Source organism: Pseudomonas sp. MWU349 (genome assembly GCF_017947325.1).
Classification (GTDB): Bacteria; Pseudomonadota; Gammaproteobacteria; order Pseudomonadales; family Pseudomonadaceae; genus Aquipseudomonas; species Aquipseudomonas protegens.
The window spans coordinates 253,127-279,375 of the sequence record NZ_JAFEVP010000006.1; the positions used below are offsets into that span (position 1 = coordinate 253,127).

Annotated in this window: 39 protein-coding genes and 1 tRNA gene; 25 read left to right on the forward strand and 15 right to left on the reverse strand. The window is 57.2% G+C overall.

The window, feature by feature from the left end; all coding sequences use genetic code 11:
* The first annotated feature begins 35 nt into the window (after positions 1-35).
* The 15 genes from KCG88_RS24270 to KCG88_RS24335 all read left to right on the forward strand — a co-directional run bounded on the left by KCG88_RS24270 (position 36) and on the right by KCG88_RS24335 (position 8,383).
* A complete protein-coding gene (locus KCG88_RS24270) occupies positions 36-581 on the forward strand; it encodes a DUF4410 domain-containing protein (protein WP_210713300.1) in 546 nt (181 codons plus the stop codon).
* 38 nt (positions 582-619) lie between these two features.
* A complete protein-coding gene (locus KCG88_RS24275) occupies positions 620-865 on the forward strand; it encodes a hypothetical protein (protein ID WP_246882813.1) in 246 nt (81 codons plus the stop codon).
* A gap of 588 nt (positions 866-1,453) precedes the next feature.
* Positions 1,454-1,975, forward strand: a complete 522-nt coding sequence (locus KCG88_RS24280; RefSeq protein ID WP_210713301.1) for a hypothetical protein — start codon at positions 1,454-1,456, stop codon at positions 1,973-1,975.
* 157 nt (positions 1,976-2,132) lie between these two features.
* A complete protein-coding gene (locus KCG88_RS24285) occupies positions 2,133-2,708 on the forward strand; it encodes a hypothetical protein (RefSeq protein WP_210713302.1) in 576 nt (191 codons plus the stop codon).
* Positions 2,709-3,142: 434 nt separating this feature from the next.
* Entirely contained in the window at positions 3,143-3,385 is a 243-nt protein-coding gene (locus tag KCG88_RS24290) for a hypothetical protein (protein ID WP_210713303.1), read from the forward strand.
* Between the two features lie 58 nt (positions 3,386-3,443).
* Positions 3,444-3,575: a hypothetical protein gene (locus KCG88_RS31160; RefSeq protein ID WP_282598254.1), complete on the forward strand. Its 132-nt coding sequence runs from the start codon at positions 3,444-3,446 to the stop codon at positions 3,573-3,575.
* A 65-nt stretch (positions 3,576-3,640) separates the two neighbouring features.
* On the forward strand, positions 3,641-4,492 hold the full coding sequence (locus KCG88_RS24295) for a ParB N-terminal domain-containing protein (protein ID WP_210713304.1): 852 nt from the start codon (positions 3,641-3,643) through the stop codon (positions 4,490-4,492).
* A 536-nt stretch (positions 4,493-5,028) separates the two neighbouring features.
* A complete protein-coding gene (locus KCG88_RS24300; RefSeq protein WP_210713305.1) occupies positions 5,029-5,460 on the forward strand; it encodes a hypothetical protein in 432 nt (143 codons plus the stop codon).
* Positions 5,457-5,648, forward strand: coding sequence for a hypothetical protein (locus KCG88_RS24305; protein WP_041118603.1), 192 nt, complete (start codon positions 5,457-5,459; stop codon positions 5,646-5,648). The genes KCG88_RS24300 and KCG88_RS24305 overlap by 4 nt, the downstream gene beginning before the upstream one ends.
* Positions 5,645-5,845 carry a hypothetical protein gene (locus KCG88_RS24310; protein ID WP_103326140.1) on the forward strand — a complete coding sequence of 67 codons (201 nt, stop codon included), beginning with the start codon at positions 5,645-5,647 and terminating at the stop codon, positions 5,843-5,845. Before KCG88_RS24305 ends, KCG88_RS24310 begins: the two co-directional genes overlap by 4 nt.
* Positions 5,842-6,015, forward strand: a complete 174-nt coding sequence (locus KCG88_RS24315) for a hypothetical protein (RefSeq protein ID WP_011062073.1) — start codon at positions 5,842-5,844, stop codon at positions 6,013-6,015. Before KCG88_RS24310 ends, KCG88_RS24315 begins: the two co-directional genes overlap by 4 nt.
* A 139-nt stretch (positions 6,016-6,154) precedes the next feature.
* On the forward strand, positions 6,155-6,901 hold the full coding sequence (locus tag KCG88_RS24320; protein ID WP_102863177.1) for a hypothetical protein: 747 nt from the start codon (positions 6,155-6,157) through the stop codon (positions 6,899-6,901).
* Positions 6,898-7,461, forward strand: coding sequence for a siphovirus Gp157 family protein (locus tag KCG88_RS24325; RefSeq protein WP_210713306.1), 564 nt, complete (start codon positions 6,898-6,900; stop codon positions 7,459-7,461). Before KCG88_RS24320 ends, KCG88_RS24325 begins: the two co-directional genes overlap by 4 nt.
* A 7-nt stretch (positions 7,462-7,468) precedes the next feature.
* Positions 7,469-7,987: a hypothetical protein gene (locus KCG88_RS24330; protein ID WP_210713307.1), complete on the forward strand. Its 519-nt coding sequence runs from the start codon at positions 7,469-7,471 to the stop codon at positions 7,985-7,987.
* 81 nt (positions 7,988-8,068) lie between these two features.
* A complete protein-coding gene (locus tag KCG88_RS24335; RefSeq protein WP_210713308.1) occupies positions 8,069-8,383 on the forward strand; it encodes a hypothetical protein in 315 nt (104 codons plus the stop codon).
* A gap of 146 nt (positions 8,384-8,529) precedes the next feature.
* Here KCG88_RS24335 and KCG88_RS24340 read toward each other — a convergent pair whose 3' ends face one another.
* The 3 genes from KCG88_RS24340 to KCG88_RS24350 form a co-directional block, all read right to left on the reverse strand.
* A complete protein-coding gene (locus KCG88_RS24340) occupies positions 8,530-9,093 on the reverse strand; it encodes a hypothetical protein (RefSeq protein WP_210713309.1) in 564 nt (187 codons plus the stop codon).
* 89 nt (positions 9,094-9,182) lie between these two features.
* A complete protein-coding gene (locus KCG88_RS24345; protein ID WP_210713310.1) occupies positions 9,183-9,479 on the reverse strand; it encodes a hypothetical protein in 297 nt (98 codons plus the stop codon).
* An 86-nt stretch (positions 9,480-9,565) separates the two neighbouring features.
* A complete protein-coding gene (locus tag KCG88_RS24350; RefSeq protein WP_210713311.1) occupies positions 9,566-10,345 on the reverse strand; it encodes a hypothetical protein in 780 nt (259 codons plus the stop codon).
* A 54-nt stretch (positions 10,346-10,399) separates the two neighbouring features.
* Between KCG88_RS24350 and KCG88_RS24355 the strand changes: the two genes are divergently transcribed.
* The 7 genes from KCG88_RS24355 (at position 10,400) to KCG88_RS24385 (ending at position 15,225) form a co-directional block, all read left to right on the forward strand.
* Complete coding sequence (locus KCG88_RS24355; RefSeq protein WP_210713312.1) at positions 10,400-10,975, forward strand: hypothetical protein; 576 nt, start codon at positions 10,400-10,402, stop codon at positions 10,973-10,975.
* Positions 10,972-11,511 carry a hypothetical protein gene (locus KCG88_RS24360; protein ID WP_210713313.1) on the forward strand — a complete coding sequence of 180 codons (540 nt, stop codon included), beginning with the start codon at positions 10,972-10,974 and terminating at the stop codon, positions 11,509-11,511. The genes KCG88_RS24355 and KCG88_RS24360 overlap by 4 nt, the downstream gene beginning before the upstream one ends.
* A 79-nt stretch (positions 11,512-11,590) precedes the next feature.
* On the forward strand, positions 11,591-12,022 hold the full coding sequence (locus tag KCG88_RS24365; protein ID WP_246882814.1) for a hypothetical protein: 432 nt from the start codon (positions 11,591-11,593) through the stop codon (positions 12,020-12,022).
* A gap of 52 nt (positions 12,023-12,074) precedes the next feature.
* Positions 12,075-12,266, forward strand: a complete 192-nt coding sequence (locus KCG88_RS24370) for a hypothetical protein (RefSeq protein WP_210713314.1) — start codon at positions 12,075-12,077, stop codon at positions 12,264-12,266.
* Positions 12,263-12,640 carry a hypothetical protein gene (locus tag KCG88_RS24375; protein ID WP_210713315.1) on the forward strand — a complete coding sequence of 126 codons (378 nt, stop codon included), beginning with the start codon at positions 12,263-12,265 and terminating at the stop codon, positions 12,638-12,640. Before KCG88_RS24370 ends, KCG88_RS24375 begins: the two co-directional genes overlap by 4 nt.
* 120 nt (positions 12,641-12,760) lie before the next feature.
* Positions 12,761-13,684: a DNA cytosine methyltransferase gene (locus tag KCG88_RS24380; protein WP_210713316.1), complete on the forward strand. Its 924-nt coding sequence runs from the start codon at positions 12,761-12,763 to the stop codon at positions 13,682-13,684.
* A gap of 344 nt (positions 13,685-14,028) precedes the next feature.
* Entirely contained in the window at positions 14,029-15,225 is a 1,197-nt protein-coding gene (locus KCG88_RS24385) for a tyrosine-type recombinase/integrase (protein ID WP_210713317.1), read from the forward strand.
* Between the two features lie 69 nt (positions 15,226-15,294).
* Here the strand turns inward: KCG88_RS24385 and KCG88_RS24390 are convergent.
* From KCG88_RS24390 to thrS, 9 genes are all read right to left on the reverse strand, one after another.
* Positions 15,295-15,371 (reverse strand) — tRNA-Pro (locus KCG88_RS24390).
* An 88-nt stretch (positions 15,372-15,459) separates the two neighbouring features.
* A complete protein-coding gene (locus tag KCG88_RS24395) occupies positions 15,460-15,816 on the reverse strand; it encodes a MerR family transcriptional regulator (protein ID WP_007920509.1) in 357 nt (118 codons plus the stop codon).
* A complete protein-coding gene (ihfA, locus tag KCG88_RS24400) occupies positions 15,797-16,099 on the reverse strand; it encodes an integration host factor subunit alpha (RefSeq protein WP_002553164.1) in 303 nt (100 codons plus the stop codon). The genes KCG88_RS24395 and ihfA overlap by 20 nt, the downstream gene beginning before the upstream one ends.
* 3 nt (positions 16,100-16,102) lie before the next feature.
* Positions 16,103-18,481, reverse strand: coding sequence for a phenylalanine--tRNA ligase subunit beta (gene pheT, locus KCG88_RS24405; RefSeq protein ID WP_210713318.1), 2,379 nt, complete (start codon positions 18,479-18,481; stop codon positions 16,103-16,105).
* A 35-nt stretch (positions 18,482-18,516) separates the two neighbouring features.
* Complete coding sequence (gene pheS, locus KCG88_RS24410; protein ID WP_011060419.1) at positions 18,517-19,533, reverse strand: phenylalanine--tRNA ligase subunit alpha; 1,017 nt, start codon at positions 19,531-19,533, stop codon at positions 18,517-18,519.
* 110 nt (positions 19,534-19,643) lie between these two features.
* The gene (rplT, locus tag KCG88_RS24415) at positions 19,644-20,000 is read right to left on the reverse strand and encodes a 50S ribosomal protein L20 (protein ID WP_011060418.1); all 357 of its coding nucleotides are present in this window, start codon (positions 19,998-20,000) and stop codon (positions 19,644-19,646) included.
* A gap of 30 nt (positions 20,001-20,030) precedes the next feature.
* The gene (gene rpmI / locus KCG88_RS24420) at positions 20,031-20,225 is read right to left on the reverse strand and encodes a 50S ribosomal protein L35 (protein ID WP_002553160.1); all 195 of its coding nucleotides are present in this window, start codon (positions 20,223-20,225) and stop codon (positions 20,031-20,033) included.
* A 60-nt stretch (positions 20,226-20,285) separates the two neighbouring features.
* Positions 20,286-20,837 (reverse strand): translation initiation factor IF-3, encoded by a 552-nt coding sequence (gene infC, locus KCG88_RS24425; protein WP_169893379.1) that lies wholly within the window; start codon positions 20,835-20,837, stop codon positions 20,286-20,288.
* A complete protein-coding gene (thrS, locus tag KCG88_RS24430; RefSeq protein WP_011060417.1) occupies positions 20,837-22,759 on the reverse strand; it encodes a threonine--tRNA ligase in 1,923 nt (640 codons plus the stop codon). Before thrS ends, infC begins: the two co-directional genes overlap by 1 nt.
* Before the next feature lie 384 nt (positions 22,760-23,143).
* Between thrS and KCG88_RS24435 the strand changes: the two genes are divergently transcribed.
* Together KCG88_RS24435 and KCG88_RS24440 are read left to right on the forward strand one after the other, a co-directional pair.
* Entirely contained in the window at positions 23,144-23,443 is a 300-nt protein-coding gene (locus KCG88_RS24435; protein WP_047285111.1) for a hypothetical protein, read from the forward strand.
* 292 nt (positions 23,444-23,735) lie between these two features.
* A complete protein-coding gene (locus tag KCG88_RS24440) occupies positions 23,736-23,948 on the forward strand; it encodes a cold-shock protein (protein ID WP_003179963.1) in 213 nt (70 codons plus the stop codon).
* Positions 23,949-24,019: 71 nt separating this feature from the next.
* Here KCG88_RS24440 and KCG88_RS24445 read toward each other — a convergent pair whose 3' ends face one another.
* Both KCG88_RS24445 and KCG88_RS24450 read right to left on the reverse strand, forming a co-directional pair.
* Positions 24,020-24,331 carry an I78 family peptidase inhibitor gene (locus KCG88_RS24445; protein ID WP_041117049.1) on the reverse strand — a complete coding sequence of 104 codons (312 nt, stop codon included), beginning with the start codon at positions 24,329-24,331 and terminating at the stop codon, positions 24,020-24,022.
* Positions 24,332-24,492: 161 nt separating this feature from the next.
* Complete coding sequence (locus tag KCG88_RS24450; RefSeq protein ID WP_047285109.1) at positions 24,493-24,798, reverse strand: hypothetical protein; 306 nt, start codon at positions 24,796-24,798, stop codon at positions 24,493-24,495.
* Between the two features lie 165 nt (positions 24,799-24,963).
* Here KCG88_RS24450 and KCG88_RS24455 point away from each other — a divergent pair, with 165 nt between their 5' ends.
* Positions 24,964-25,176: a hypothetical protein gene (locus KCG88_RS24455; RefSeq protein WP_047285107.1), complete on the forward strand. Its 213-nt coding sequence runs from the start codon at positions 24,964-24,966 to the stop codon at positions 25,174-25,176.
* A gap of 43 nt (positions 25,177-25,219) precedes the next feature.
* Here the strand turns inward: KCG88_RS24455 and KCG88_RS24460 are convergent, their stop codons facing one another.
* The gene (locus KCG88_RS24460) at positions 25,220-26,248 is read right to left on the reverse strand and encodes a nucleoside hydrolase (RefSeq protein WP_011060412.1); all 1,029 of its coding nucleotides are present in this window, start codon (positions 26,246-26,248) and stop codon (positions 25,220-25,222) included.
* Position 26,249 lies beyond the last annotated feature (1 nt).

Consider the following 26,249-nt stretch of genomic DNA (forward strand, 5'->3'; position numbering starts at 1 on the left):
ATTCTTAGCTGCGCCTATTTGGATATGGACATTCAATGCAAAACCTAAAGCTCCCCCTCGCCCTATCGCTTGCTGTAGCTGTATCGATGCTCGCTGGCTGTGCCGCCTCCGTAAAAACTGGAGGCAGTAGTTCTTTGGCGATCCAGGAATCAGCCAAGCAGAACCTGGTCGTCAACTTCCGCGGGAATGACAAGGTCCAGCAGAATCATGACTGGCCTACGCTGAAGCGAGATTGGAGTGATGCCCTTCAAGTCGAGGCTCAACGAGCCGGCTACAAGATCAGCGAAGCCAAAGAGCTGCAGCCAAGCGCCGGCGACGGCGTCGGTATTGCGATTAACGTGACCAACTTTCGCTATCTGACCACTGGGGCCCGCTACGGCGCCGGCGTAATGGCGGGGAATGCCTGGGTCAACTCCAGCGCAGACTTCTCAGTCCTGAACTCAGGAGAGCTGATTGGCACACGCACCTATGACACATCATCTTCAGCCTGGGAAGGCGTCATGTCAGCGATGACACAAGAGCAGGTTCAGGCGATCGCGAAGCAGATCATCAGCGATATCAAGAGCGCCAAAGCCAGATAACCTGACCGGCTCACCTGGCGCCATGCGACACGCAGGAGTTGCCCATACCCCTCACCAAACCGAATCAGCAACTGCGGCGCGACCAGAAAGAGGCTACAGCCCTGCTCAAATGGCCAGGCGTCGACATCATGCAGGTTGCTACCCGCCTCTCTGAGGCTGGGCTTGGGGAAGATGCGCGGATACTGATGAAGATCGCGGTGAGCCTCCAAAAGGCCGAGAGCAAGCTGACAGGCTATGCGGAAGAGATGAAGGCGGGGGGGATTAATCGGAGCAAGCTCGAGTAACCCGTGTATTGGTGTGGCGGGATACTTTAGCATCTGAACACTTAACAACATTCGCTAGCATAATCAAATTAGCCGGGATGCACATGTCGGACTCAGAAAAAAAACCACTCAAACGAATGACAATAATGTCAGTCAAAGCCAATGATTTTGTTAGGTTTCTTGAAAGCAAAACCATTGAGGATGATCTTTGCCCAATTTGTGAAAGTGATAGCTGGACGATACTTTGCCCATCTGGGGAGGAGCCCACATTTAGATTTGGTACGCAGGTAAGAAATAGAGAGGATATGTTCTACTTCTCAACATTCGGATATTTCTGTGATAGCTGCGGGTACCTTCGTCAACACGTCTCTTCAGTGGTATGCGACTGGGTTAAAAACAATCCAGCTGTAGAGACTGAAACGATACAAGCAGACAACTCAGAAAACGGAGAGAGTGCTGCCGATGAGTAAACACATTCCTCCTGATTCCGCACAGGGGATGAAGAAACGGCTTGAGCTATGCACGGCATCCTCATACAACACTAGCTCACCAATGCCCCCCCTTGAGTCAACGGATGACAACAGGATCGCCAACAGGGATACTAGATCCATGAACGATATCACTCGCGAAGAACTTAGCTCGACCTTATCTGCCATAGAGGAGCGGATGGATAAGCGTATTGAGCGAATGGAAAACGATTCCGTCCAGCGCTCGGAAGATTTGCGCCGTGAAATGCGATTGCGCGAAAGATCAGCGCGCCGAGAATCGATTGCGATGAAGGAGGCTCTCCAGGCTCATATCGCATCGAACGACAAAGCCGTCGCATCTACACTCGCCGCCCTTGAGCGGACAGAGGGAGAGTTTGGCAAGGTCAAGCAGGCGAACAAAGAGCAGCGCTACTGGATGGCTGGCATAGGCGTTGCTATTGTGCTGGGTATCATGGGCGCAAACGCGACAATTTTTAGCGGTGGGAAGGCCTTCTTTGATGGCGGGAAGGAGGCAATTCAAAACCAGCAAGCCGCAGACGCTATTATCCGGCAAGCCCAAGAACAGACCGAGGCCAATCGGCGTATCCTTGATGAATTAAGAGCATTCCAACTATCAGCACCGAAGCGCCAGAATAGCAATTAGCTTTACTACTTAGCCCGGCTCAGCGCCGGGCTTCTTGTATCTACCCTCCCGTATCACCCTCCCATAAGTCGATCCACCGCCAGGCCTGCAAGCCCTGGCAGATAGAGGCTATGCGCCATGGATGGTAAAATTCCAGACCTATTTGAGGAGTAGTCCAATGAAAGGAATTGGGACGCTTGCCCTGGTGGTGGGTATTTGCTGGGCCGTGTTCGCACTGAGCATGGACGTGTCTGTCGCTACTGGATCTGGCGGCAGAGTGAACAATCTTGGGCTTATGGCTGACCGTCAGCTGCACACCATCGTCGGCGGGATGATCGCCCTCGCCGGCTTGCTTATGGTGCTACTCGGCGGGAAAAGCTCTGCACCATCAATTACTACAGTAACCGACACTCGCCCCTGCCCCGCCTGCGCGGAAACCATCAAGAATGCCGCCATCAAGTGCAAACACTGCGGGGCTGAAATCGAAGCCGCAAAAGTTCCACGCCTTAAGAACGGCTGGGTCGCTTCAGTTCCATGCAGAAATATCGAAGAGCAAGATCGTGTAAGGGAGGCAATATCTGCTCTTGATCTGCCTGTCGTCCAAATGATCGGCCTGGCTATCGGTGCTGGCCCCTTCGAAACAAAAGATGAAGCCAAACAGGCTCTGGCCGTTTTACGCAATGAGCCAAGGCTTTTCAGTGAGGTCGTGTATCGGGACTCAGTGAGCGGCAAGTACCCACCAATTACTGACTGATCCAGCAGCTCCACCAGGCCCGCCTTGCGCGGGCTTTTTCATGCCTAATCGAAAATAATTAGGCATTACCTATTTACATAAAATTAGCCTATGCCTAATATCACTTCCAAGCCAACGCAATACCGGCCCAGCAGCGAAAGCCGCGCCGCTCTTTAACAACCTGCGCCATTAACGATAACCCGGCGATTCGCTGGGAGGTCAGCCCCGGCCACACCTGTGGGGCGAGAGAAAGTCAGGTGAAGAAAATCGCGCCGCCACTACTGGCGACCGGCGATCCGATAGCCCCGAAAGGCTACCAACGCGCAGAACTGCGACGGCGGACGAGGTGTTGACCGAACTGGCGAATGACCCGGTAGGAGGCGCGATAAAGCTGGAAAGCATCACTGAAGCCCGTTCATTGAGCGGGCTTTGGGATTACGACCAGGAGATAAGCGATGAGTACCGCATTGTTTGAAGCGAGCGAAGAGGTGGTCAACGAGGCTGCAGCCTCCTGCGCTCGGAAGCTCGCGAAGTGGTTCGGCGGCATAGATGAAGCGATAGCAGCACTTGAGGCGGATCCTGCTGATCTCGCGGACCTCGCGATGCGTGAGTTCATCAAAGACCGGCGGCAGATGACGCTCAAGGTGCACATGAACCCTCAAGCATTCAGCCGCCAGATTCTGAACCTCATCAAGTGACGATTTCTCTTCTGCCACCGGATCGGTGGCAGCGGGAAAACAACCGGAGGAAATTACGATGAACCGCAAACAATTCCGCAAGGCCCGTGTAGCCGTGCAGGCTGACCGCCTGAACAACACCGCCACCATTGATGTGCCTGGCTACGAGAAGGCTCTGATCCTTGAGCTGATGCACCTGCCTCGCTTCTAGCGATTTCACTGGCTGGCCTTGGCGACAGGGCCAGACAGGAAGTCAATCACTTGGAAATAAATTGCATGGCCAAGTCTTTCAAGCAAATGATCAAAGACGGGGATCTGAAGCGCGCTGACGCGATGAAGGCTCGCCTGGAAGATCTACACGAAGAACCCGGCTTCAACCTTCGGGCCGAAGGTGAAGAGCTGGAGGAAAGCATCAGCGCACTGGCGGAATTCATCTTTGCCGGCGGCCAGATTCCCGCGCTTGAAGTACGACCTCGCGCTGAAGGTGGGATGTGGGTTGTCGACGGCCACCGCCGTCGCCGCGCCTACTTGAAGCTGGATCAGGCGGGGCGCCTTCCAAGAGTGCCGAGCAAGGAAGACCCAGAACGCCTGGAGGCCTGGATCTCGATCGTGCCCTTCGAGGGCAACGACGCCGAACGGGTAGCCAGGGTCATCACCAGTCAGGAAGGAAAGAAGCTCTCTCCTCTTGAGCTGGCAGACGGCTACAAGCGACTCACCGCATTTGGCTGGACTCCCGATCAGATCGCCAAGAAGGTCGGCAAGACCCGCCAGCACGTCGAGCAGGTGATGACGCTCGGCAATGCCAACACAGACGTTCAACAGCTTGTCGCCTCAGGTCAGGTATCCGCGACTACAGCAGTTCAAGTTGTGCGCCAGCACGGCGAGGAAGCAGGCAAGGTACTCGGTGGTGAACTGCAAAAGGCTAAGGCCACCGGCAAGTCAAAGGTAACCGCGGGATCGATGCGCGGACCTACAACCTCCCGTCAGCGGCTCGAAGCGGTACGTGCAGCAGCACAGGAAATCTTCAAGGCATTGCCTGATGGTTGCCTGGATAGTTCAGTGCCAGAGATCAGCCTTCCTATAGAACTGCTCCTCAAGCTACAGAGTGCGGTGAGTGAAGCTGCCTAGCAATTCAATTGCATCCCCTGTTCTTCTGAACAGCCAGCGCCACGACAGCCTGTCGTTAACTGCCCGATCCCTGGTACTCCCCAGCACTAGGCCGCATCGGTCGTCACTCTCTGAATGAACCAAGGGCCTCTGCTTGCAGGCATGGCAAGGGCGAGAGTGACGACCAGTGCGGATTAAGCGTTAGTAGCGATGGTATTCCTGGCCGCCACGATCTCTATCGTAGCCACGCCCATGATCACGTCCGTGCCCATCACCATCATGCCAATAAGGCCAGCATCCACTGAGAAGCAGTGCTGCTGACAACGCGACGATCCAAACAGTTGTACGTTTCATTTGAGTATCTCCGGCCGGGCGAAGCCTGACCTTGTTCAGATTTGATCCGCCCAATCTGAAGAGGTTCAAGCCCAAGCTCCACGCTCCTCTTCCCTCTCCGACACCACCCGCATGCACTCCCCTTCGCGCCCATCGGCAACCAGCGGAGCGGATGAGTGCAGCCGAGTTTTGTTGGACCAGCACCCGCCACTCTGGAGGCAATCATGTCAGCACTACGCAAGGCACAGCTCGAATACGACAACCGCATGCCGCCACCGGTAAGCGAGGACGACCTGGCCGAATCGGAATGGCTTGAGGCAAACGCCGAGCGCCTGCTGATGGGTTACCGGATCTCTTGGGGCTACCAACCTTCAGAGCGCGGCGAGGTCACCCAGGCCGACTTTGCAAGGGCGGTGCAGGACCATCTGAACCAACGCCAGATCGACGGTGAGGACCAGCAAGACGCCTTCGGCCAGTTGGTGATCAGTGCCATGGGTTTTCGCAGCTCGGGGCTCCTGCTGGATCTGGCGGTGTACCTGCTGGGTAAGAAGTCAGCCTTGAAGGACATCGCGCTGGTACTGTTGAAGCCTCACGCCGAGGCAGCCGTAGCCTTTGAGCAAGATCAGGCGCGCCTGGAACAGGAGTGCGGGTTTTGAGCCCTCACATCCTCATCGACCAAGCCCTCGAAGGCGTCGCCGATCCCAACAGCCAGTCCGACATCGATGTCCTGGTGCAGGGCCTGATCACCCGCCTGTTCACTGACGGGGCAATCACCACTGACGAATTCACCCACTACTGCAAGCGCCTGATGGAAGCCTGTCACCGGCGCAAGGAGGCAGAATGACCACTTCCCCAGTCAAGTCGCTCATTGATGAGCAGTTGGAAGACATTACCGCACACAACCTGCGTGATGCCTACAGCCTGGCCGAGCGCCGGGGCTTTTTCGGACCGCCAGTTGAGCAGTATGCGGAGCCAGGTTACCGCGGCCGGGTACTGCAGGTTCTGCGCTATCGCGTGGCCCAGCTGGAGCAGCGGCAATGAGCGGCGCCGGCGCGCACAAGCGCGGCCAACAGTTGGCGATCCGCTGCGCGAAACTCCGACGCGAAGGTCTGTCTCTTTCCGAGGTGGCCCAGGCAACCGGCATCAAGAAGGAGCAGGCCAACGCCAAGATCACCCTGGGCGAGCGGCTTCTCTCGCTGGTCGAGTCGTGATCGCTTTTCTCTACTGGCGTAGCTCCTTCCCTGCCCTCGCCGTCTGCACCGCCGCAATGCTGATCAGCGCTCTCGCCGATCACCTCACCCAATAACTCACATCTTTCAAAGCTGCGCACCTGCGCGGCGGGAGATAGTCATGCCCGTACCTAACCTCGCCCTTTGGGAAGAGGTCGAAAAGACCGACCCCAAGTTCACCAAGGAATACACCGGCCCCGGTGGTTTCACGGGTACCGCGGTGAATGCCCAGTACCTGGCCAAGCGCGCCACGGAAAAGTTCGGCCCCTGCGGCACCGGCTGGGGTTATGACGTGATCGAGGAGCGCTTCGACATCGGTGGCCCACTGCTGAACAAGGAAGGAGTAGTGCTGGCACACGCCCAGGTGCACACCCTGAAAGTCGCCCTGTGGTACCTGGGCGACGACGGTGAACGCAAGACGATCACGCACTACGGGCACACGCCCTTCATCACCCAGAACCGCTTCGGTATCAGTACCGACTTCGACGCGCCGAAGAAGTCCCTTACCGATGCGATAGGCAAATGCCTGAGCCAGCTTGGCTTCTCCGCCGACGTTCGCCTGGGTCTCTACGACGACATTCACTACGTCAACGAGCGCCTGGGTGAAGCCGAGATCGAGCGCGCCGAAGACAAGATCGAAGCGAAGGAGCGACTGGCCGCCGAGTACCGCGAATGGCTGGCTGAGACGCTCCATCTGATTGGTACCGCGCAGTCGCTCAACGAGCTGCAGCAGCTCTACAAATCGGCCATGCGCAAGCTGGACCTTCGTCAGAACGATCCAGAACGCGAAGCCCACAAAATCAAATTCACCCGCGCCAAGGACGCCCGCAAAGCGGACCTTGAAGACGCTATGGAAGGTGCAGCATGACCGAGCTCTACGCACTGACTGGCCAGATGGCCGAACTCGCTGCCCTGGCAGATACCGATGACGAAGGGCTGCGCCAAGCCATCCAAGACACCATGGACGGCATCAAGGGCGAGTTCGAAGTGAAGGCCGACAGCATCGTCATGCTGCGCCGGAACATCGAAGGCGACATAGATGCCATCGACAAGGAAGTCGATCGTCTGAATGAGCTCAAGCGCATCAAGAAAAACACCGTTGGCCAGATCAGCGACTACCTGCGCCGGAACATGGAGGCGGCAGATATCAAATCGATCAAGCGCCCGCTGTTCACCATCACCCTCGCCCTTTCGCCAGAGAAGGTGATCGTCGATGACGAGAAGGCCGTGCCTGACGAGTTCGTGTCGCTGAAGAGCGTGATCACCCCGGACAAGAAAACCATCGCCATCCGGCTCAAGGAAATCCGCGATCACAACGAGGCGGTGCGTAAGCGTATGGCCGCCGGCGAGGACGCGGAAGCCGAACTTCTGGAAGAACCAAGCTGGGCCCACCTGGAGCGCGGCGAGAGCTCGATTCGCATCAAGTGAGGTAACCATGAGCAACAACTTCATCCTGGTCTGCTCCGAGCGCCAGGCAGAACTGGAGGCAGCTAAGGCTGCCTTCTTCATGTCCGGCAACAAGGTCCAGGTGCTGGAGTCTTTCAGGTTCCAGCCTCGCCGGCCACGCAAGGACCTGGGTGGCCAGCATGGCAAACGCGCCACCCGCCCGCAGCCAAAGCGAACCTACGAAGACCAGTTCGCCCAGCGAAAGGCCTACGTCGACACGATCCGAGAGCTCGCCAAGACCATGACCATCGACCAGGCCATGGCCACCACCGGAAAGTCAGAGTCAGCCATGCGCCGGGCAGCCCATGAAGGCGGGTTCACGTTCAAGAGCAAGGTCATTGATAGAGAGCGAGATTTGAAGCTCATCGAGCGCCTGGCGGCCCTGCGGGACGCTGGAGTATCACGCATCGCGGCCTGCAGGAAGGTCGGGATCTCTGACACCCTGCTGAACCGCCTGGTGCTCGACTACGACTTCAACTTTCCGAAGCGCTGGGAGAAGCGAGCTTGAGGCGCTTCAGCAGCCGCCCGCAACAGCGCAAACGTCAAACCTGGTCGACGATCCCGGCCAGCGGCATCGAAGAGGTAGGTCATGGCCAAGACTGGAAAAGAGCGATCAGCGAAAACCGCCGAGAAGCGGATCGAGTACGACGAGAAGGAGCTGCGGCACAGGCTCCGGCTGGGCACCCGGCTGAAGCTTGAAGAGCTGATGGCCTGGAACGGTATTGAGGAGATCAGTGAGGCAGTTCAGAACCTGATCCTAAACGCTCACGCCCTGGGCCCCAGCCTCTCATACCAAGCAATCGAATGTCCGCGCCACAAAATAACGGTTAGCGAAAACGTGGCGCGGATGATTCAGGCTGCTGGTCAGCGCCAAGCATCGCGACTTGACGCCGAAGAAGCGTAGCGGTGTAACGCGTCGACTTCAGAAACCTGACGCACCAGCTTTCGCATATCACAAAGACTGGCGCGCCAGCTCATAGAGGCCAGTCAGGCTGACCTAGGCGCGATCCAAGTGGTTGGAGTGCTGCCCCACCACTCTGGCAACCAAATTCATGCGCTCGAGACAAGTATCGGCCAAAAGCGGTAGATCGAAAACGCCATCACGGAGGCAAACGTAACCAGGCTTGCCCAGCGTACGAAGCGAATAGAACGCTCGCCCTTTTTTACGCGCTCCCACTCAGACTTGAGAACTTTTTGGACCTCCGCAGTGAATTCATTGAGGACGGCTTCTGCGTGCTCAATTGTCCCGCCTTCTCCAAGATCCAGCTTTTGAAGCGCGCTCAACAATGACTTGTGCTCACTTGGATTCAACCTAAGTCTGATGCGCAGAACACAGCCTTTGACTGCCACAAACTCCTTGTAGCCCGCAACTTCCACGTCAGTTATTACCTTTCCCTGCTGAGCTAAAATCCTCTGTCCCTTAAGTGTCAAAGCGCTTATGGCTAAGTGCGAAACAAGCTCAGCCGCGTCATTCCTTACTGCATCAATCCACGCCTGCCGAAACTCGGAGACCTTTTGGTCTTTTGCCAAAACAGTCACAACAAACGATATGAGCCCAGCTATCAAGGCCGCGCAGATCGCACCAACTGCCGGGTAACTTAGAGAGAGTTCCACTTTAACGCTCCATTTCTTTTTTCCCGTGATACCCCATCCAACCCCAAATTGCCACCATGCCGCCGCCAGCACGGAGGGCGGCGCCTGACTCACGGAAGCGACGGATCTGGCGGATATGGCCCCATCAGTTTGTGTATGTTTGGCCAGACCATAAACGCTTGGGTCGCCTTTACACCACGAAGGCAGTAAACCAAGAATTCTGACTTGCTCCCGCTACTGATCCGATAGCGATATTTGTCGCACCCATCGATATCAGCTTCAGCGAGAGCTCGAGTGATACTTGGATTATCAGCTTTTATCCAAGGAGCCGGATAAAGCTCTTCCAGTGATTGCGCCGATGCCGTCAAAGGCAGCAGACCAAGAAACAACAACACCATTCGCTTCACGAAAACTCCTTCCGGCTCCATGCTGGGCCGAACACAAATACCCCCACTTCTACGGATCACGATAGTCAATAATAATCAACGTGACACTATGACTGATGGTATACAGCGGCTACCCTGAACAGCTCATGTCTACTGCTAGCTAAAGGATCATCTGACGCATCATCAAAAAAAGACATTTCCATAAGAGCAGGAATTATCCTGCAGTGCTCTTCAGAGCAAAGCAAATAATAAAATAATAGGCCTCTTCCTGCAGAGGTCATTTGACTCCGCAGAGCATGCAGCGCAAAAGCAGTTTGTTCTTTACTCTTCGCATGAGCACGCGTGAACTCTGCAATAAAAATAACAGAGTCAAAGTATGTTGAAATGACAGGACCATATTTTCTCTTCAATGTCTTAAGCATGGCCGATACACTCTCGTACTGTTCCCGGGGGGTATACCCTCTTTCTATCTGACTCAAAAACGTCGTAGAGAAATCATGCCAGGAATAATTAACGGCCATTAGGCCTTCATAAATATTGATTCCATCAGCGCTTTGAGCCTGCAACCTCAGCGAGCATGCAATATCGAAGTTTGCTGATAATATCTTGAATAACCTACCTTCAAATAGTTGCTCATCGTGATGCTCATCCGCATCGGCTGAAGCTTTAAATTGCAAATGAATCGTGCAAAGCAGAGCGCAAAAGGCAAAAAAAGAAAGTACGGGATTCAGTAAACCTCCAAAGTAGTCCCCAAACTGCCCCCACACTTCTTGCGAATTAGACAATTCGCCTTTGAACGTTTTCGCATAAAGCATCGAAACTAACAGAATTAATATGACGCCTAACAGGCCTGCAATCCAAAGCAGTTTGTTCGTATTTTTCCCCACCTGCACTACCCACTAAAGTACAAATAAATAGCATATTGCCATACAGGACTCCCCATGCCCACAGAAACCCAACACCTGGAGCAGCGAGTAGCTGCCCTTCAGTCCGACCTGAACACCAAGGACGAGCAGATAGACGCTCCGACCTTCAGCGACAACGACCGCGAGCTGTCACGGCGGTCATGGTTCGACGAGGCGCAGAGGCTGCAGGCCCAGCTGGCCGAGCGGGATGCGCTAATTTGCGATGTGCTGGAAGCCTTCAAGCTTGAGCCGGATGGTTCCTGCATCAACCCAGGGCGCGACTTCATCAGACCCTGGGCCGAGAAGGTTGCCGCCCTATCCGCCAGCGCAGAGCCGAGTGCAGGAACCTGCATTGACAGCAATCCGTGCGGAGGGCCTGCCGGGCACTGCCGGTGGTGCAAACATCCTGTAACCCCGGTCGAGCGCGACGAGCGAGCGGATTTCGATGAATGGTTCCGCAAGGAAAAAGGCCTGCATCCGGAATCCTGCACTACCTACATCGATGCGGCGTTCATGCCCTACCGAGCATGGCAAGCTCGCGCCGCCCTGGACTGCCCCGACTGCGGGGATACAGGCCTGGAGCCATGCAGCAAGCACGGGTGGAAGCCATGAGTAACGAAATGATCAGCGTGCCGCGTCACAAGCTGGAGGCGATGGCGTTCGGGCGGATGGAGTTCGACGAGTTCAGCCAGTACATGAATGAGCTGCAAGCCCTTCTCGGCCAGACAGCCACCCAGCATCAGGACAGCGCAGTAACAGCCCGAGTATGCGCATACACGCCAGGAATGGGACAGGTTGAGCTGAAACTGCCGGGCAATCTGCCCTCATGGCTGGAGCTTGACGAAGTGGTAACCGTGCTGCATGGCGACGCCCAGCACCAGGGCGAGCCGGTGGCAGTGGTCCTTGCAACGGGCGGCCCACACGATACAGAGGACCGAGTGCTAGCCGAGTTGCAAGCAGAGCTTCCGCCAGTCGGAACCAAGCTCTACGCCCGCCCAGCCGCCCAGCACCAGGGCGAACCAGTCAGCTCCACAAGCGACAAGTACAAGGCCGAGCTGTACGACGAAGTCTGGCAGCTCGCCCAGGGCATGGGCTTTGGCAACGTCACTGATGCGCTGATGAAGCTCCAGGGCAACAAAACTCGCTAGGAGTACATTTGTACTCCACCCACAGAAACCTCACCCCTCCCCACTTTCAAGCCAGCCGCAGTAGCGGCAAGGACAAGTCATGCCTGAAGAAAAGATCGTGTTCATCAACGGCGCGCCGGCGAAGTGCGGCTGCAAAATGAATTTCAGCTCCGGCGGTGGCGAATATTCCGATGTGCTCTACGTGATGCCTTGCGCGATGCACAGCCCCAATCGCTTCGGCCCTGTGGAGGTTCAGCGTGACAAGGACGGTTGGTGGTATCACCCCAACATCCCGAGTTTTGGCGGAACTGAAGACCCCGCCCCATACAAGGCATGGGCAGCTGAACAGGGGCTGGAACTGAAGACCTGGGCCATGGATTCGGACCTGGCTGAGCATCCTTACTACGACGGCGGCGCCCACTGCAATGGATGGAATCCACAGTCGCCAGGACCAGAGTGGTTCCTCATGGGTATCTTCGATACCGAGGGCGGTCCCTATGTGCAGTGGGCGCGCCGGGAGGTGATGCCATGATCCTCCCCGACCTGCTCTTCGCAATCTGGAACATCTACACGGGGCCAAGGCCATGAGCAGGTTCTTTCGCAGGAAGGCCGAAGCCTGGTTGATCAGGCTGGCTGCATGGATCTTGATCGGCCGCAACGTTGCCCGTTGCAAGGTCGTATCCCGCCGCGACAACAACGACATGTGGGGAATGGCTGAGAGCCTGGAAGGAATCGCCGACCGCATCAGCAGCGGCTACAAGGAGCCAAGGCCATGAAAGCGCGCATCGAGAAGAAGCTCAGCAAGCGTCTGGCCGAGCTCGCTCCATCGCAGTTCAACGGCGCATGGCTCGACAAAGACGAGCCAAGTGAACTGGCTTACGAGCAGGGCACCCGGGTCAGTCACGTTTGGAGCGTAGGCGGCGGAGTCGACTACTGGGGCGAAGGCTGCGATGCCTACACCACCTGGGAAATCTGGAAGATGAACTGGTGCTGGCATGGGCCGTTCGAAACCTACCCGGAGGGGCATCGGCATCAGTTCTACCCAAACACTGAAGGGTTCAAACCGACTGCGCGGAACCTTCTGGCGCTGGCTGCTGAATGCGAGCGCCTAAGCCAGAAAGCCATACAAGAGTCCGCCCGGCCCAGGTAGCAGTCACCTCAGGACAGGAAGGACATAGACCGGGCGAACCCAGAGACAGTGCCACGGCGCAACGCCGGCGGCGATGAGACAAATCCTAAACCACCCCTCACGCCATCCGGCGAGGTATCCATGACAACAGCAATTGACCTGTTCGCCGGGCTCGGCGGATGGAGTACTGGCGCGCGTGCTGCAGGTGTCCAGGTTCTCTGGGCGGCAAACCATTGGCCAGCGGCCGTTGAGTGGCACAGCGCGAACCACCCCGACACGCTGCACGTTTGCCAGGACCTGCACCAGGCCCGCTGGGATCAGGTGCCGGCCCACGACATCCTACTGGCGTCACCCTGCTGCCAGGGGCACGCTAAGGCCCGAGGCAAGAAGTCGGGTAATCCTGAGCACGACGCGTCACGCTCCACGGCCTGGGCCCCAGTATCAGCGCTAGAGTTTCACCGGCCACAGGCTGCAGTGATCGAGAACGTGCCGGAGTTCACCGACTGGGTGCTCTACCCTGCTTGGCTGCAAGCGGTGCAGGCGCTGGGGTACCAGGCGGCACCGCATATCGTCGACTGTGCCGACCTGGGCGTGCCGCAGCACAGGGTGCGCTTGTTTATGGTGCTCACTCGCAGCAAGGCCCCGTTGATGTTGCAGCTCCAGCGCGAGCAGCATGTACCAGCAAGCAGCTTCCTCAACTTCGACGCCGGGCGCTGGTCGCTCATAGAGAAGCCGGGCCGGGCCCAGGCCACGCTAGACCGGGTACACAACGGGCGCCAGCGCTTCGGCGACCGGTTCATCATGCCCTACTACGGAAAAGGCTCAGGCACTACCGGCCGCGACATCAACCGCCCAATCGGAACCATCACCACGCTGGACCGATGGGCCCTGGTCAAAGGCGATCGCATGCGGATGCTCAGTGCCAACGAGGCCTTGGCCGCGATGTCATTCCCAGCCGACACCCGCCGGCCGGACAACCACCGGCTGACCATGCACATGGCCGGCAACGCTGTGCCGCCCTTGGCTGGGCAGCGTGTCATCCAGGCCTTGATGGCTGCGGCGTAACTCAAAGCCAACTCCGAAACACCCCACTCAACAATCGGAAAGCCTGCCGGCGATGGCGGGCGAGGAATCCCTATGGCCAATACAAAGGCAACGCAGGCCGTAGAGCTTGCGCCCCGCTTCATCAGAGCAATGAAGGCTCCCGCATACCTCGGTATGTGCAGAGAAGAATTCAAGAACACCGTCAGGCCGCACCTGACTGAAATCCGCATTGGAAAACAGGGTGTTGCATTCGACCGCAACGAGCTCGACGCCTGGGCAGATGCCTACATCCAGTCGGTCGCAATTGAAAAAGCGAGCAATGAGGACAACAATCCGCCCCGCAGTGGGCGCCAAGGAGTTAAAACATGGCGCGAAAAACGATCTCAGGCCTCTACCAGAGGAACGGGATTTGGCACATCGACAAAGTCGTCAGAGGTAGCCGACTTCAGGAAAGCACTGGAGCAAGCGAAAGGGAGGAAGCGGAGCAGTACCTGATCCACCGGCTGGAGAAGCTTCGGCAGGAAAAGGTTTACGGCGTGCGACAGGTCAGAACATGGCGCGAAGCTGCTACCCGCTTTCTGGTGGAGTTCAAGGACCAGCCATCAATCGGGCTATCCGCCTCGCATCTTGAACAGCTTGACCCGTATATCGGCGATCTGCCGATCACGCACATCGATGACGGAACCCTGGCGCCGTTTGTGCGTGACCGCCAGAAGCCGACCAAGACGGCGCAGGGCAAGGTTAAGACGGGGGTATCGAACAGGACGGTGAACATCGCCCTGCAACGAGTCGTCAGAATCTTGAACCTTTGCCATCGCAAGTGGCGGGATGCAGAAAAGCGGCCGTGGCTTGATAGCGTGCCGATGATATCGATGATGGAGGAAAAGAAGTCCAGCCGGAAACCTTACCCGCTGTCCTGGGAAGAGCAATCCATGCTTTTTGCCGAACTGCCGGATCACCTGTTGAGGATGGCCCTCTACAAGGTCAATACCGGATGCCGGGAACAGGAGGTTTGCAAGTTGCGGTGGGATTGGGAGATACGGGTGCCTGAGCTCAGTACCAGCGTGTTTCTGATACCGGCCGGGTTTGGTGGACGAAGCGCCAAGGCTGGAGTGAAGAACGGCGATGAACGCCTGGTGATTCTGAACAAAGTAGCGATGTCCATCATTGATGGTCAGCGCGGCCTACATAGGGAGCTGGTGTTCCCCTATGGACAGCCAGATCAATTCGGGCCCACGGCCATGCATCGGATGAATGATTCAGCATGGAAGAAAGCCAGAGTGCGCGCAGCAGACAAGTGGGAGAAGGACCACCGGACACCCGCGCACCCCGGGTTCAGATCGATCAGGATTCACGACTTAAAGCACACCTTTGGCAGAAGGCTACGTGCAGCAAGCGTGACAGAAGAAGATCGGAAGGCATTGTTGGGACATAAGAACGGCAGCATTACGAGCCACTATTCTACCCCGGAGCTGCAGCATCTGATTGAGGCAGCGAACAAAGTATCAGCGACCGATTCGCGAGGGCCGGCACTGACCATCTTGAGGAGGAAAACGGGTTGAACCCCCGCAAAAGTCCCTGGGCATGAAAAAGCCCAACCTGTGAAGATTGGGCTAAGTCATTGAAAAATATGGTCGGGACGGAGTGATTCGAACACTCGACCCCTAGCACCCCATGCTAGTGCGCTACCGGACTGCGCTACGCCCCGACTAGGCGTTAAACCTGTTTCACTTCTCAGGAAACGTTGAGGAATATACCGCAAGCTTTTGAAAAGTGGAAGTATTTAAAACAGAGAATTACTTTTTTAGTACCACAAGCACATCTTCCAGCTCAGAGATCATCTGACGGATCAGTTGCTTGTACTGGGTCGTATCATCTTTGGCCTCATCACCGGAAAGACGCAGGCGCGCCCCGCCGATGGTGAACCCCTGGTCATAAAGCAACGCGCGGATCTGCCGGATCATCAGCACATCCTGGCGCTGATAATACCGGCGATTTCCGCGGCGCTTGACGGGGTTGAGTTGAGGAAACTCCTGCTCCCAATAACGCAGCACATGCGGCTTGACCGCACAGAGCTCACTGACTTCTCCAATGGTGAAGTAGCGCTTGCCCGGAATGACCGGGAGCTCGTCGTTATGACTTGGTTCCAGCATAAGCCTCAACTCGGGCCTTCAACTTCTGCCCTGGACGAAAGGTGACCACACGGCGCGCCGTGATCGGGATTTCTTCACCCGTTTTCGGGTTGCGGCCAGGACGCTGGCGTTTATCCCGAAGGTCGAAGTTACCGAAACCGGACAATTTGACCTGTTCGTTATCTTCGAGAGCGTGCCTGATTTCTTCAAAGAATAGCTCGACCAATTCCTTGGCCTCGCGTTTATTCAGGCCTAGCTCTTCGTAGAGACGTTCGGCCATTTCAGCTTTCGTCAGAGCCCCCATACGTCACTTCCTTAACGTGGCGTTCAACCTTTGTTCGAGCGAGGTGAGGATATTTTGCGTCGTAGAGTTCACCTCATCGTCGTTAAGAGTGCGCGATGGATGCTGCCAGGTCAAGCCGACGGCAAGGCTTTTTCTATGCGGATCAATGCCTTTACCCTGATAGACGTCAAACAGCCTGAGGTCTGTCAGCCACTCACCTGCATTTTCACGGATTACGTCCAGAACGGCACTGGCCGCCACGTCACGATCCGCCAGCAATGCCAGGTCGCGACGCACTTCCGGGAAGCGCGACAGCTCATGGAACTTCGGCAAACGCCCTTGAGCCACTTCACTCAGGACCAGTTCAAACACATAGACAGGGCGATCCAGGCCAAGATTCTTCGCCAGCTCTGGGTGAATGGCCCCCAGGAAACCGACTTCACGACCCTCACGCTCGATCCGAGCCGTCTGACCAGGATGAAGCGCTGGATGCTTACCCGGTACAAAGGTGAATGCATCAAGAGCACCGGCAAAACCCAGTACCGCTTCGACATCCGCCTTGACGTCGAAGAAGTCCACGCCATCGCGACCTTGCGCCCAGCCTTCAGGCAGGCGGCTGCCACATACAACACCTGCCAGCATCGGCTGCTGCTTCAAACCTTCCAGCTGGCCAACAAAACGCAGGCCGCTTTCAAACATGCGGACACGATCCTGCTGACGGTTCAGGTTGTGCTGAAGCGCCTTGACCAGGCCCGGCCACAGAGAGGAACGCATGGCTGCCATGTCGGCCGAAATCGGATTGGCCAGCAACAGCGGTTCAACGCCTGGGTTGAACAGTTCGAACAGCTTCGGATCGATGAAGCTGTAGGTGATCGCTTCCTGATAACCACGAGCAACCAGCAAGCGACGCAGAGCAGGCAGGTCACCCTCGGCCTCGGCCTTGGCCTGAGGCGCCAGACGAGCCTGCGGATAGCGAACCGGAAGACGGTTGTACCCATAAAGACGTGCCAGCTCTTCGATCAAGTCAACCTCAAGACTGATATCGAAGCGATGGCTCGGCACCTCAACACGCCACTGCCCTGCCCCATCGGCAGTTACAGTCAGGCCAAGGGCGGTGAGCAAACGCTCTACCTCGGGACCGTCGATTTCCATGCCCAGCATCTGAGTGATGCGTTCAGCGCGCAAGGTGACAGGCGCAACAGATGGCAGATGCTGCTCGCTGAGCGTTTCAATGATCGGCCCCGCGTCGCCGCCCGTGATTTCCAGCAGCAAGCCAGTAGCCCGCTCCATGGCTTCGCGAGCAAGCTGCCAGTCCACACCACGCTCATAGCGATGGGAAGCATCGGTGTGCAAGCCATAGGAACGTGCCTTGCCAGCAACCGCGATCTGGTCGAAGAAGGCACTTTCCAGAAAGACGTCACGGGTATTGGCGGTGACGCCACTGTGCTCCCCCCCCATCACGCCGGCAATCGCAAGGGCTCGGGTATGGTCGGCAATCACCAGGGTATCGCTGCGCAGGGTCACTTCCTGACCGTCGAGCAGTACCAGCTTCTCGCCCTCTTCAGCCATTCTTACACGAATGCCGCCATTGATCTCGGCAAGATCGAAGGCATGCAGCGGCTGGCCCAGTTCGAGCATCACGTAGTTGGTGATGTCCACTGCAGCATCGATACTGCGTACATCGGCGCGACGCAGGCGCTCGACCATCCACAGCGGAGTAGGCTTGGACAGGTCGACATTGCGGACGACACGCCCCAGGTAACGTGGGCAGGCAGCCGGAGACAGCACATCCACTGGACGCACTTCGTCATGCGCCGCAGGAATCGCCGGCACTTCCGGACGCTGCACCTTGGCCGCGTACAAGGCACCCACTTCACGGGCCATGCCGGCCAGGGACAGGCAGTCCCCACGGTTAGGGGTCAGGTCGACCTCGATACTGGCATCGTCCAGGCTCAGGTAGGTACGAACGTCCTCACCCACTGGCGCATCGACCGGCAACTCCATGAGGCCGTCATTGCCCTCACCGATTTGCAGCTCAGCCTGGGAGCACAGCATGCCGTTGGATTCCACACCACGCAGCTTGGCCTTCTTGATCTTGAAGTCACCCGGCAACTGGGCACCGATCATGGCGAACGGAACCTTCAGGCCCGGGCGCACGTTCGGCGCGCCGCAGACAACCTGGAAGGTCTCCGAACCATTGCTGACCTGGCAAACACGCAGCTTGTCGGCATCCGGGTGCTGCTCGGTGCTCAACACCTCGCCCACTACCACGCCACTGAAATCACCGGCGGCCGGCGTTACGCTGTCGACCTCAAGACCGGCCATCGATAGACGAGCTACCAGCTCGTCACGACTTACCTGCGGGCTAACCCAGCCGCGCAGCCATTGTTCACTGAATTTCATCCTGCTCTCCTAATAGATTCGTTACGGACGCGCGACTAGCGAAATTGCGCAAGGAACCGCAAGTCGTTGTCGAAGAACAGGCGCAAGTCATTGACACCGTAACGCAGCATGGCCAGACGCTCGGCGCCCATGCCGAAGGCAAAGCCCTGGAACTCTTCCGGATCGATCCCGGACATACGCAGCACGTTCGGGTGAACCATGCCGCACCCCATGACTTCCAGCCAGCCAGTCTGCTTGCAGACCCGGCAGCCTTTACCGCTGCACATCACGCATTCCATATCGACTTCGGCTGAAGGCTCGGTGAACGGGAAGTACGAAGGACGGAAACGAACCGCCAGTTCCTTCTCGAAGAACACCCGCAGGAACTCTTCGATCGTGCCCTTCAGGTCGGCGAAATTGATATCGCGATCGACCAGCAGGCCTTCGACCTGGTGAAACATCGGCGAGTGAGTGATATCGGAGTCGCTACGGTACACACGGCCTGGGCAGACAATGCGAATCGGCGGCTGCTGCGACTCCATGGTGCGGACCTGTACCGGCGAGGTGTGGGTGCGCAACAACATGTTCGCGTTGAAATAGAAGGTGTCGTGCATCGACCGGGCCGGGTGGTGGCCTGGGATGTTGAGCGCTTCAAAGTTGTGATAGTCGTCTTCAACCTCAGGGCCTTCGGCGATGCCGTAGCCAATATGAGTGAAGAACTGTTCGATACGCTCCAGGGTCCGCGTAATCGGGTGCAGACCGCCCGAGGTCTGGCCACGGCCCGGCAGAGTGACGTCAATGCACTCGGCGGCGAGCTTGGCGCTGAGTTCCGCCTCCTCGAAAGCCGCTTTGCGAGCATTGAGAACCTCTGTTACACGCTCCTTGGCAACGTTGATCAGCGCACCGACTTGCGGACGCTCTTCGGCAGGCAGGTTGCCCAGGGTCTTCATCACCTGAGTCAGCTCGCCCTTCTTGCCAAGGAAGTGAACCCGGATCTGTTCCAGGGCATTGATGTCTTCAGCGTGTTGCACGGCCTCAAGTGCTTGAGAAACCAGCGCATCCAGGTTTTCCATGTACAGACTCCAGATACAAAATAGGGGAAGAGCTTGAAGGCTCTTCCCCTATTTATGACGTTTAACATCTGGGCTCACGAAAGGTGAGCCCGGATGACTGTCGGGGGTACTTAAGCCAAGGTGGCTTTAGCTTTCTCGACAATCGCAGCAAACGCCGCTTTTTCGTTCACTGCCAGATCAGCCAGAACCTTACGGTCGATCTCGATGGACGCCTTTTTCAGGCCAGCGATCAGACGGCTGTACGACAGGCCGTTATTACGAGCACCAGCGTTGATACGAGCAATCCACAGAGCGCGGAACTGACGTTTTTTCTGACGACGGTCACGGTAGGCGTATTGGCCTGCCTTGATTACCGCTTGCTTGGCAACACGGAATACGCGCGAGCGAGCGCCGTAGTAGCCTTTAGCAAGTTTCAGAATTTTTTTGTGACGTTTACGGGCAATGACGCCACGCTTTACACGAGCCATGAGTTACTTCCTCTATTCTTGATCCAAAAATTAACGAAGGCGCAGCATGCGCTCGACTTTTGCCACGTCAGACGGATGCAGCAAGCTGCTACCGCGCAGTTGACGCTTACGCTTGGTCGACATTTTGGTCAGGATGTGGCTCTTGAAAGCGTGCTTGTGCTTGATACCGTTAGCAGTTTTCAGAAACCGCTTAGCAGCACCACTTTTGGTTTTCATCTTTGGCATGTTCGGATACTCCGCATTCAGTTGATAAACATAATCAGAAGGCCTGCCGTGCCCTGTTGATTACTTCTTCTTTTTCGGGGCGATGACCATGATCAGCTGGCGTCCTTCCATCTTAGGATGCTGTTCGACCGAACCGTACTCTTGCAGGTCAGCTTCAACCCGCTTGAGGAGTTCCATCCCCAGCTCCTGGTGGGCCATCTCACGGCCGCGGAATCGCAAGGATACCTTGGCCCTGTCCCCGTCACTCAGGAAACGTACCAGGTTGCGCAGTTTTACCTGGTAATCCCCTTCCTCCGTCCCTGGACGAAACTTGATTTCTTTAACCTGAATCTGCTTCTGGTTCTTCTTCGCAGCAGCAATCTGCTTCTTCTTTTCGAAGATCGACTTGCCGTAATCCATCACCCGGCAAACAGGCGGGACTGCGTCGGCGGAAATTTCCACCAGATCCAGCTTGGCTTCTTCAGCTATACGAAGCGCTTCATCAATCGAGACGATGCCAATCTGCTCGCCGTCAGCGCCAATTAACCGAACCTCGCGTGCCGAGATATTCTCGTTGATCGGGGCTTTCGGTGCAGCTCGTTTATCTTGTCTCATATCACGCTTAATAATAATTACTCCGAATCTTGGCGACCACGCCGGGAAACCGCTTGTGCGAGGAACGCCGAGAATTGGGCGACAGGCATCGAGCCCAGGTCTTCACCTTCACGGGTACGCACAGCGACAGTCTGCATCTCGACCTCCCGATCTCCAATAACCAAGAGATAGGGAACCTTGAGCAAAGTATGCTCGCGGATTTTAAAGCCGATCTTTTCATTTCTCAAGTCGGACTTGGCACGAAATCCGCTTTGATTGAGTGTTTTTTCCACTTCGAGGGCAAAATCTGCCTGTTTATCAGTGATATTCATCACCACGGCCTGAGTCGGAGCCAGCCACGCAGGGAATGCGCCCTCGTAATGCTCGATCAGAATCCCGACAAAACGCTCGAAGGAGCCGAGGATCGCCCGGTGCAACATCACCGGATGCTTACGACTGTTGTCTTCGGAAACGTACTCGGCGCCCAGACGTATCGGCAGGTTGAAGTCCAACTGCAAGGTCCCGCACTGCCAGACACGACCCAGGCAGTCCTTCAGCGAGAACTCGATCTTCGGACCGTAGAATGCGCCCTCGCCCGGCTGCAGGTCGTATGGCAGGCCGGCGCTATCCAGAGCCGCTGCCAGTGCGCTTTCCGCACGGTCCCACAGATCATCGGAGCCCACGCGCTTTTCAGGGCGAGTGGACAGCTTCATCTCGATGTCCTTGAAGCCGAAGTCGGCATAGACATCCATGGTCAGCTTGATGAACGCCGCAGACTCGGCCTGCATCTGGTCTTCGGTACAGAAGATGTGAGCATCATCCTGAGTGAAGCCACGCACACGCATGATGCCGTGCAGAGCGCCCGAGGGTTCATTACGGTGGCAGGCACCGAACTCGGCCAGGCGCATCGGCAGCTCGCGGTAGCTCTTCAGGCCCTGATTGAACACCTGCACGTGGCAAGGGCAGTTCATCGGCTTGATTGCGTAGTCGCGGCTTTCCGACTCGGTGGTGAACATGTTCTCGGCGTAGTTGGCCCAGTGCCCGGATTTTTCCCAGAGGCTGCGGTCAACCACCTGCGGAGTCTTGATCTCCAGGTAACCGTTGTCACGCTGCACCTTGCGCATGTATTGCTCGAGTACCTGGTACAGGGTCCAGCCATTAGGGTGCCAGAACACCATGCCCGGCGCTTCTTCCTGGGTATGGAACAGGCCCAGGCGCTTGCCGATCTTGCGATGGTCGCGCTTCTCGGCCTCTTCGATACGCTGGATGTAGGCAGCGAGCTGCTTCTTGTCGGCCCAGGCAGTACCGTAGATCCGCTGCAACTGCTCGTTCTTGGCATCACCGCGCCAGTAGGCACCGGACAACTTGGTCAGCTTGAAGGACTTCAGGAAACGCGTGTTCGGCACGTGCGGACCGCGGCACATGTCGACATATTCTTCGTGGTAGTACAGGCCCATCGCCTGCTCGTTCGGCATGTCTTCGACCAAACGCAGCTTGTAGTCCTCGCCGCGGGCCTTGAACACCTCGATCACTTCGGCGCGCGGCGTGACCTTCTTGATCACGTCGTAGTCTTTCTCGATCAGCTGCTGCATGCGCTGCTCGATGGCGGCCATGTCCTCAGGCGTGAAAGGACGCTCATAGGCGATGTCGTAATAGAAGCCTTCATCGATGACCGGACCGATGACCATTTTCGCGGTCGGATACAACTGCTTGACCGCATGCCCCACCAAGTGAGCGCAAGAGTGGCGAATGATCTCCAGCCCCTCTTCGTCCTTTGGCGTGATGATTTGCAGGGTTGCATCGCCGTCGATCACGTCGCAGGCGTCGACCAGTTTGCCGTTGACCTTGCCAGCCAATGTGGCCTTGGCCAGGCCCGCGCCAATGGAAGCGGCGACCTCGGCTACGGATACTGCGTGATCGAATGAACGTTGACTGCCGTCGGGAAGAGTAATAGTGGGCATGGCGCCTCCTCTCCTAGTGGTGACCCCTACCAAAGGTCACGTGGGTTGGGATGAGCCAGTACGCGATTCAGTCCGGCCGTTCTGCTACGAACGCCTGCCTCACAGTGGCAAGAGCCTTGCGGCCAACCGAAAAACCGAACCAGAGTGACTGGGGTTCACATCAAGATTAATGAGGCATAGACGGCAAGGGCTAGAAAAGGCCCAAAGCTTGAAAACACCGAAGCCGGGCATGCTAGCACAGATACATCGCAATCGCCGTGCAGCAAATTAGCGCGAGCCTGGTTTACAGTCTTTTATTGTTGAAAGTGAACTTGAGATGTACGTCGAGCCTCAAATAACCGGAGAATCGTCGTCCTTGCTACCGAATTCAGGAGAACCCGACTCATGCGCCTTATCAAACTGCTCGCCCTTGCCGCACCGTTCACCCTGCTACTGCCTTTGAGTGCACAGGCGGCATGGCCTGCCGGAGCACGCGCCGACTACATGAAGGACTGCACCGCGGCGGCCAGCCAGAACATCGACGCCAAGAGCGCCGAAAAGCACTGTGCCTGCGGCGCCGACAAGCTAAATGAAAAATTCACCACCGAGGAGATCAAGGAGCTGATGAGCAAAACCAAGCAACCCAGCGCAGATCTGCGAACCCGAGCACTGGACGCCATCGCTGCTTGCCGGGTGGTCAAATAAGCTGCTGATGCCCGGAACAGGCTACGCCAGTGCTCTCCAAAGAGCCTGAAACGCGGTCTTTTTCACAATTTACGCAGCTTTTACGGGTTTTTTTATCACCCTCTGTTTTACGCCAAAGCCCCTTAAACCGGGGCCTGTAGCCAACTCAGATGGCAAAATACACAGGCACATCGGGCAAAGAGCGCCTCTAGGGGGCTCCCAAGCCGAACATTTCGACTATGATAGCTCGGTGTGCCCAGTTGGCCTGAGCAGCACAGCACTACTGAAAATATATGTTTCTTGGAGATACACCATGTCTAATCGCCAAACCGGCACCGTAAAATGGTTCAACGATGAAAAAGGCTTCGGCTTCATCACTCCTCAAGGTGGCGGTGACGACCTGTTCGTACACTTCAAAGCTATTGAAAGCGACGGTTTCAAAAGCCTGAAAGAAGGCCAGACCGTTTCCTTCGTGGCTGAGAAAGGCCAAAAGGGTATGCAAGCTGCACAAGTTCGCCCTGAGTAATTTTTCAGCGAGCTAAAAAAACCCCGTCCATGTGACGGGGTTTTTTATGCGTGATTCAAAGGCCCCGGCCCTCAACCACAGTTGACCCGGGTCACCACCAGGCCGGCATCAGTGTTCAGGTTCAGGCGATCCGAGCGGTACTCCAGGGTGATCATGTCGTTGGGCTTGAGGAACCGTGCGTACTGCGCGCCTGCGCGTGTACGGGCCTGCTCGAGCAACTCGGGAGAAGCCTTCTTGCCGACAGCGAATTCGGCGGCTGATGCTTCACAACGAGTGTGCCCGGACTCAGCGGCCACAGGCTCCTTTGTCGACCCGGCAGTGCTGCACCCACCAAGGACGACAGCGGCCAACAAGGTTCCGAATGAAGCGAGCTTCCAAGGCATGAAGCCTCCTTTTCAAAATTAAGCAGAGATCGTGCGACAGCCGATTTGGCTTTTGGTTTCAAAACAAATGGCCATTTGCCGTATCGGGTGAACGGCGGGCAAGTCTGCCTCAGCCCGTGCCACTCTTTCACGGGACAATCGTCACCGGATATGAACGACGCTCAATAGATGTCGATGTAGTCGAACGCCGGCTTGGGCCAGTTCTGCTTGAGCGCATTGAAGATCTGCATCACCCAGACCTCGTCGGCGGCAGCCACCTTGCCGACATACCCGGAGCCGGCCGCCCAGGTTTCCAGGCGAAACAGCAAACCTTCTATCTCGGCACCGCCCACCACCCCCGAAGAGATATAGGCCATTCCGGTTTTGCTCACGCGCAATTGGGTATGCACGTTGTCGCTGGCGGACGCCAACAGCTGGCGCACCGCCTCCAGGGTCAGGGCATCAGGCTGGTTCAAATCGATTTGCACGGAGGCTTCCTTGAGCACAGGAAAAGCCGCAGTGTCGCACAGCACTCGCCTGATGCCTAAGTCGGAGTGCCAAACGCCCGGCAACATGGTTAACTCTGCGACGCAGCAAATACCCGCCCAGAGCCCTGCCCTGGCGCCCGCCTTATCCGAAATCGTGAGACTTTCATGGCCACCGTGAGTATCGACGCCGACATCAAAGCCAGATGGCCCCAGGGCCAATGCTCCTACAGCCCGGGGAGCCCGGAAGAGCTGGCGATCATTGGCATAGACCTGCTGGTCAAGGAACTGGGCACCCAGTCCGCCCGAGCCTTCATTGAACAAGTCTTCGAGAAATACCCGACCGACCACCTGGGCGTACAGGACCCGGAACGGGAATAGAACCCCGCAGGCAGGTACCTGCGGGGGGGGGGGGGGGCAAGGTTTACTTGAGACGCGCCAGGCGCTCGGTGAGCAAGTCGAAGAAGCCCTGGGCGTCGCCATTCTCAACCCAGAACACGTTCTTTTCCTGCTTCAGGCCGTCGTACCAATCGACGATGGTCTGGCCGAAGGTCGGCCCCTCGCGGCTATCGATGACCATATTGGCTTGACGGCCGGTGAACAGCTCGGGCTTGAGCAGGTAGGCAATCACTGTAGCGTCATGCACCGGGCCCCCGGGAATACCGTAGTGCTCCATGTCGCCCTTGACGTACTCGTTGAGGATGTCCCCTACCACCTTGCTGGCGTTGTTGTTCAACGCCGCGATCTTCTGCAGCCGCGCATCGCTGGTCAGCACCTTGTGGGTCACATCCAGCGGCAGATAGGTCAGCTTGACGCCGCTCTTGAGCACCACCTCGGCCGCCTGGGGGTCGGCGAACAGGTTGAACTCGGCCACCGGCGTGATGTTGCCACCGTTGAAGTGCGCGCCGCCCATGACCACCACTTCCTTGATGCCCTGAGTGATGTCCGGTGCCTGGATCAGCGCCAGCGCCAGGTTGGTCTGCGGGCCGAGCATGGCGATGGTGATGCTGTGGGGCTTGGCCGCCCGCAACGTATCGATCAGGTAGTTGATCGCATTGCCCTTGGCCAGAGGCGCCTTGGGCTCGTGCACCGTCACCCCGGAAATACCTTCCTTGCCATGGATATTCTCGGCATAGATGGGGGTACGCAGCAGCGGCTTGGGCGCTCCGGCATATACCGGCACCTCCTCGCGCCCCGCCCACTCACGGGCCAGACGCGCATTGCGCGAGGTCTTGTCCAACCGCACGTTGCCCGCCACCGTGGTCAGGGCGCGGATCTGCAGCTCCTCGGGGGAAGCCAGGGCGAACAGCAGGGCTACCACATCGTCGGCCCCTGGATCGGTGTCGATGATCAGATCGATTTTTTCCGCCGCCTGAGCGCCGGTAGCAGTGAGCAGAGACAAGAGCAGCAGACTCCGGAACCAGTGGTGAAACAGCTGAGCATAGCGGCGCATG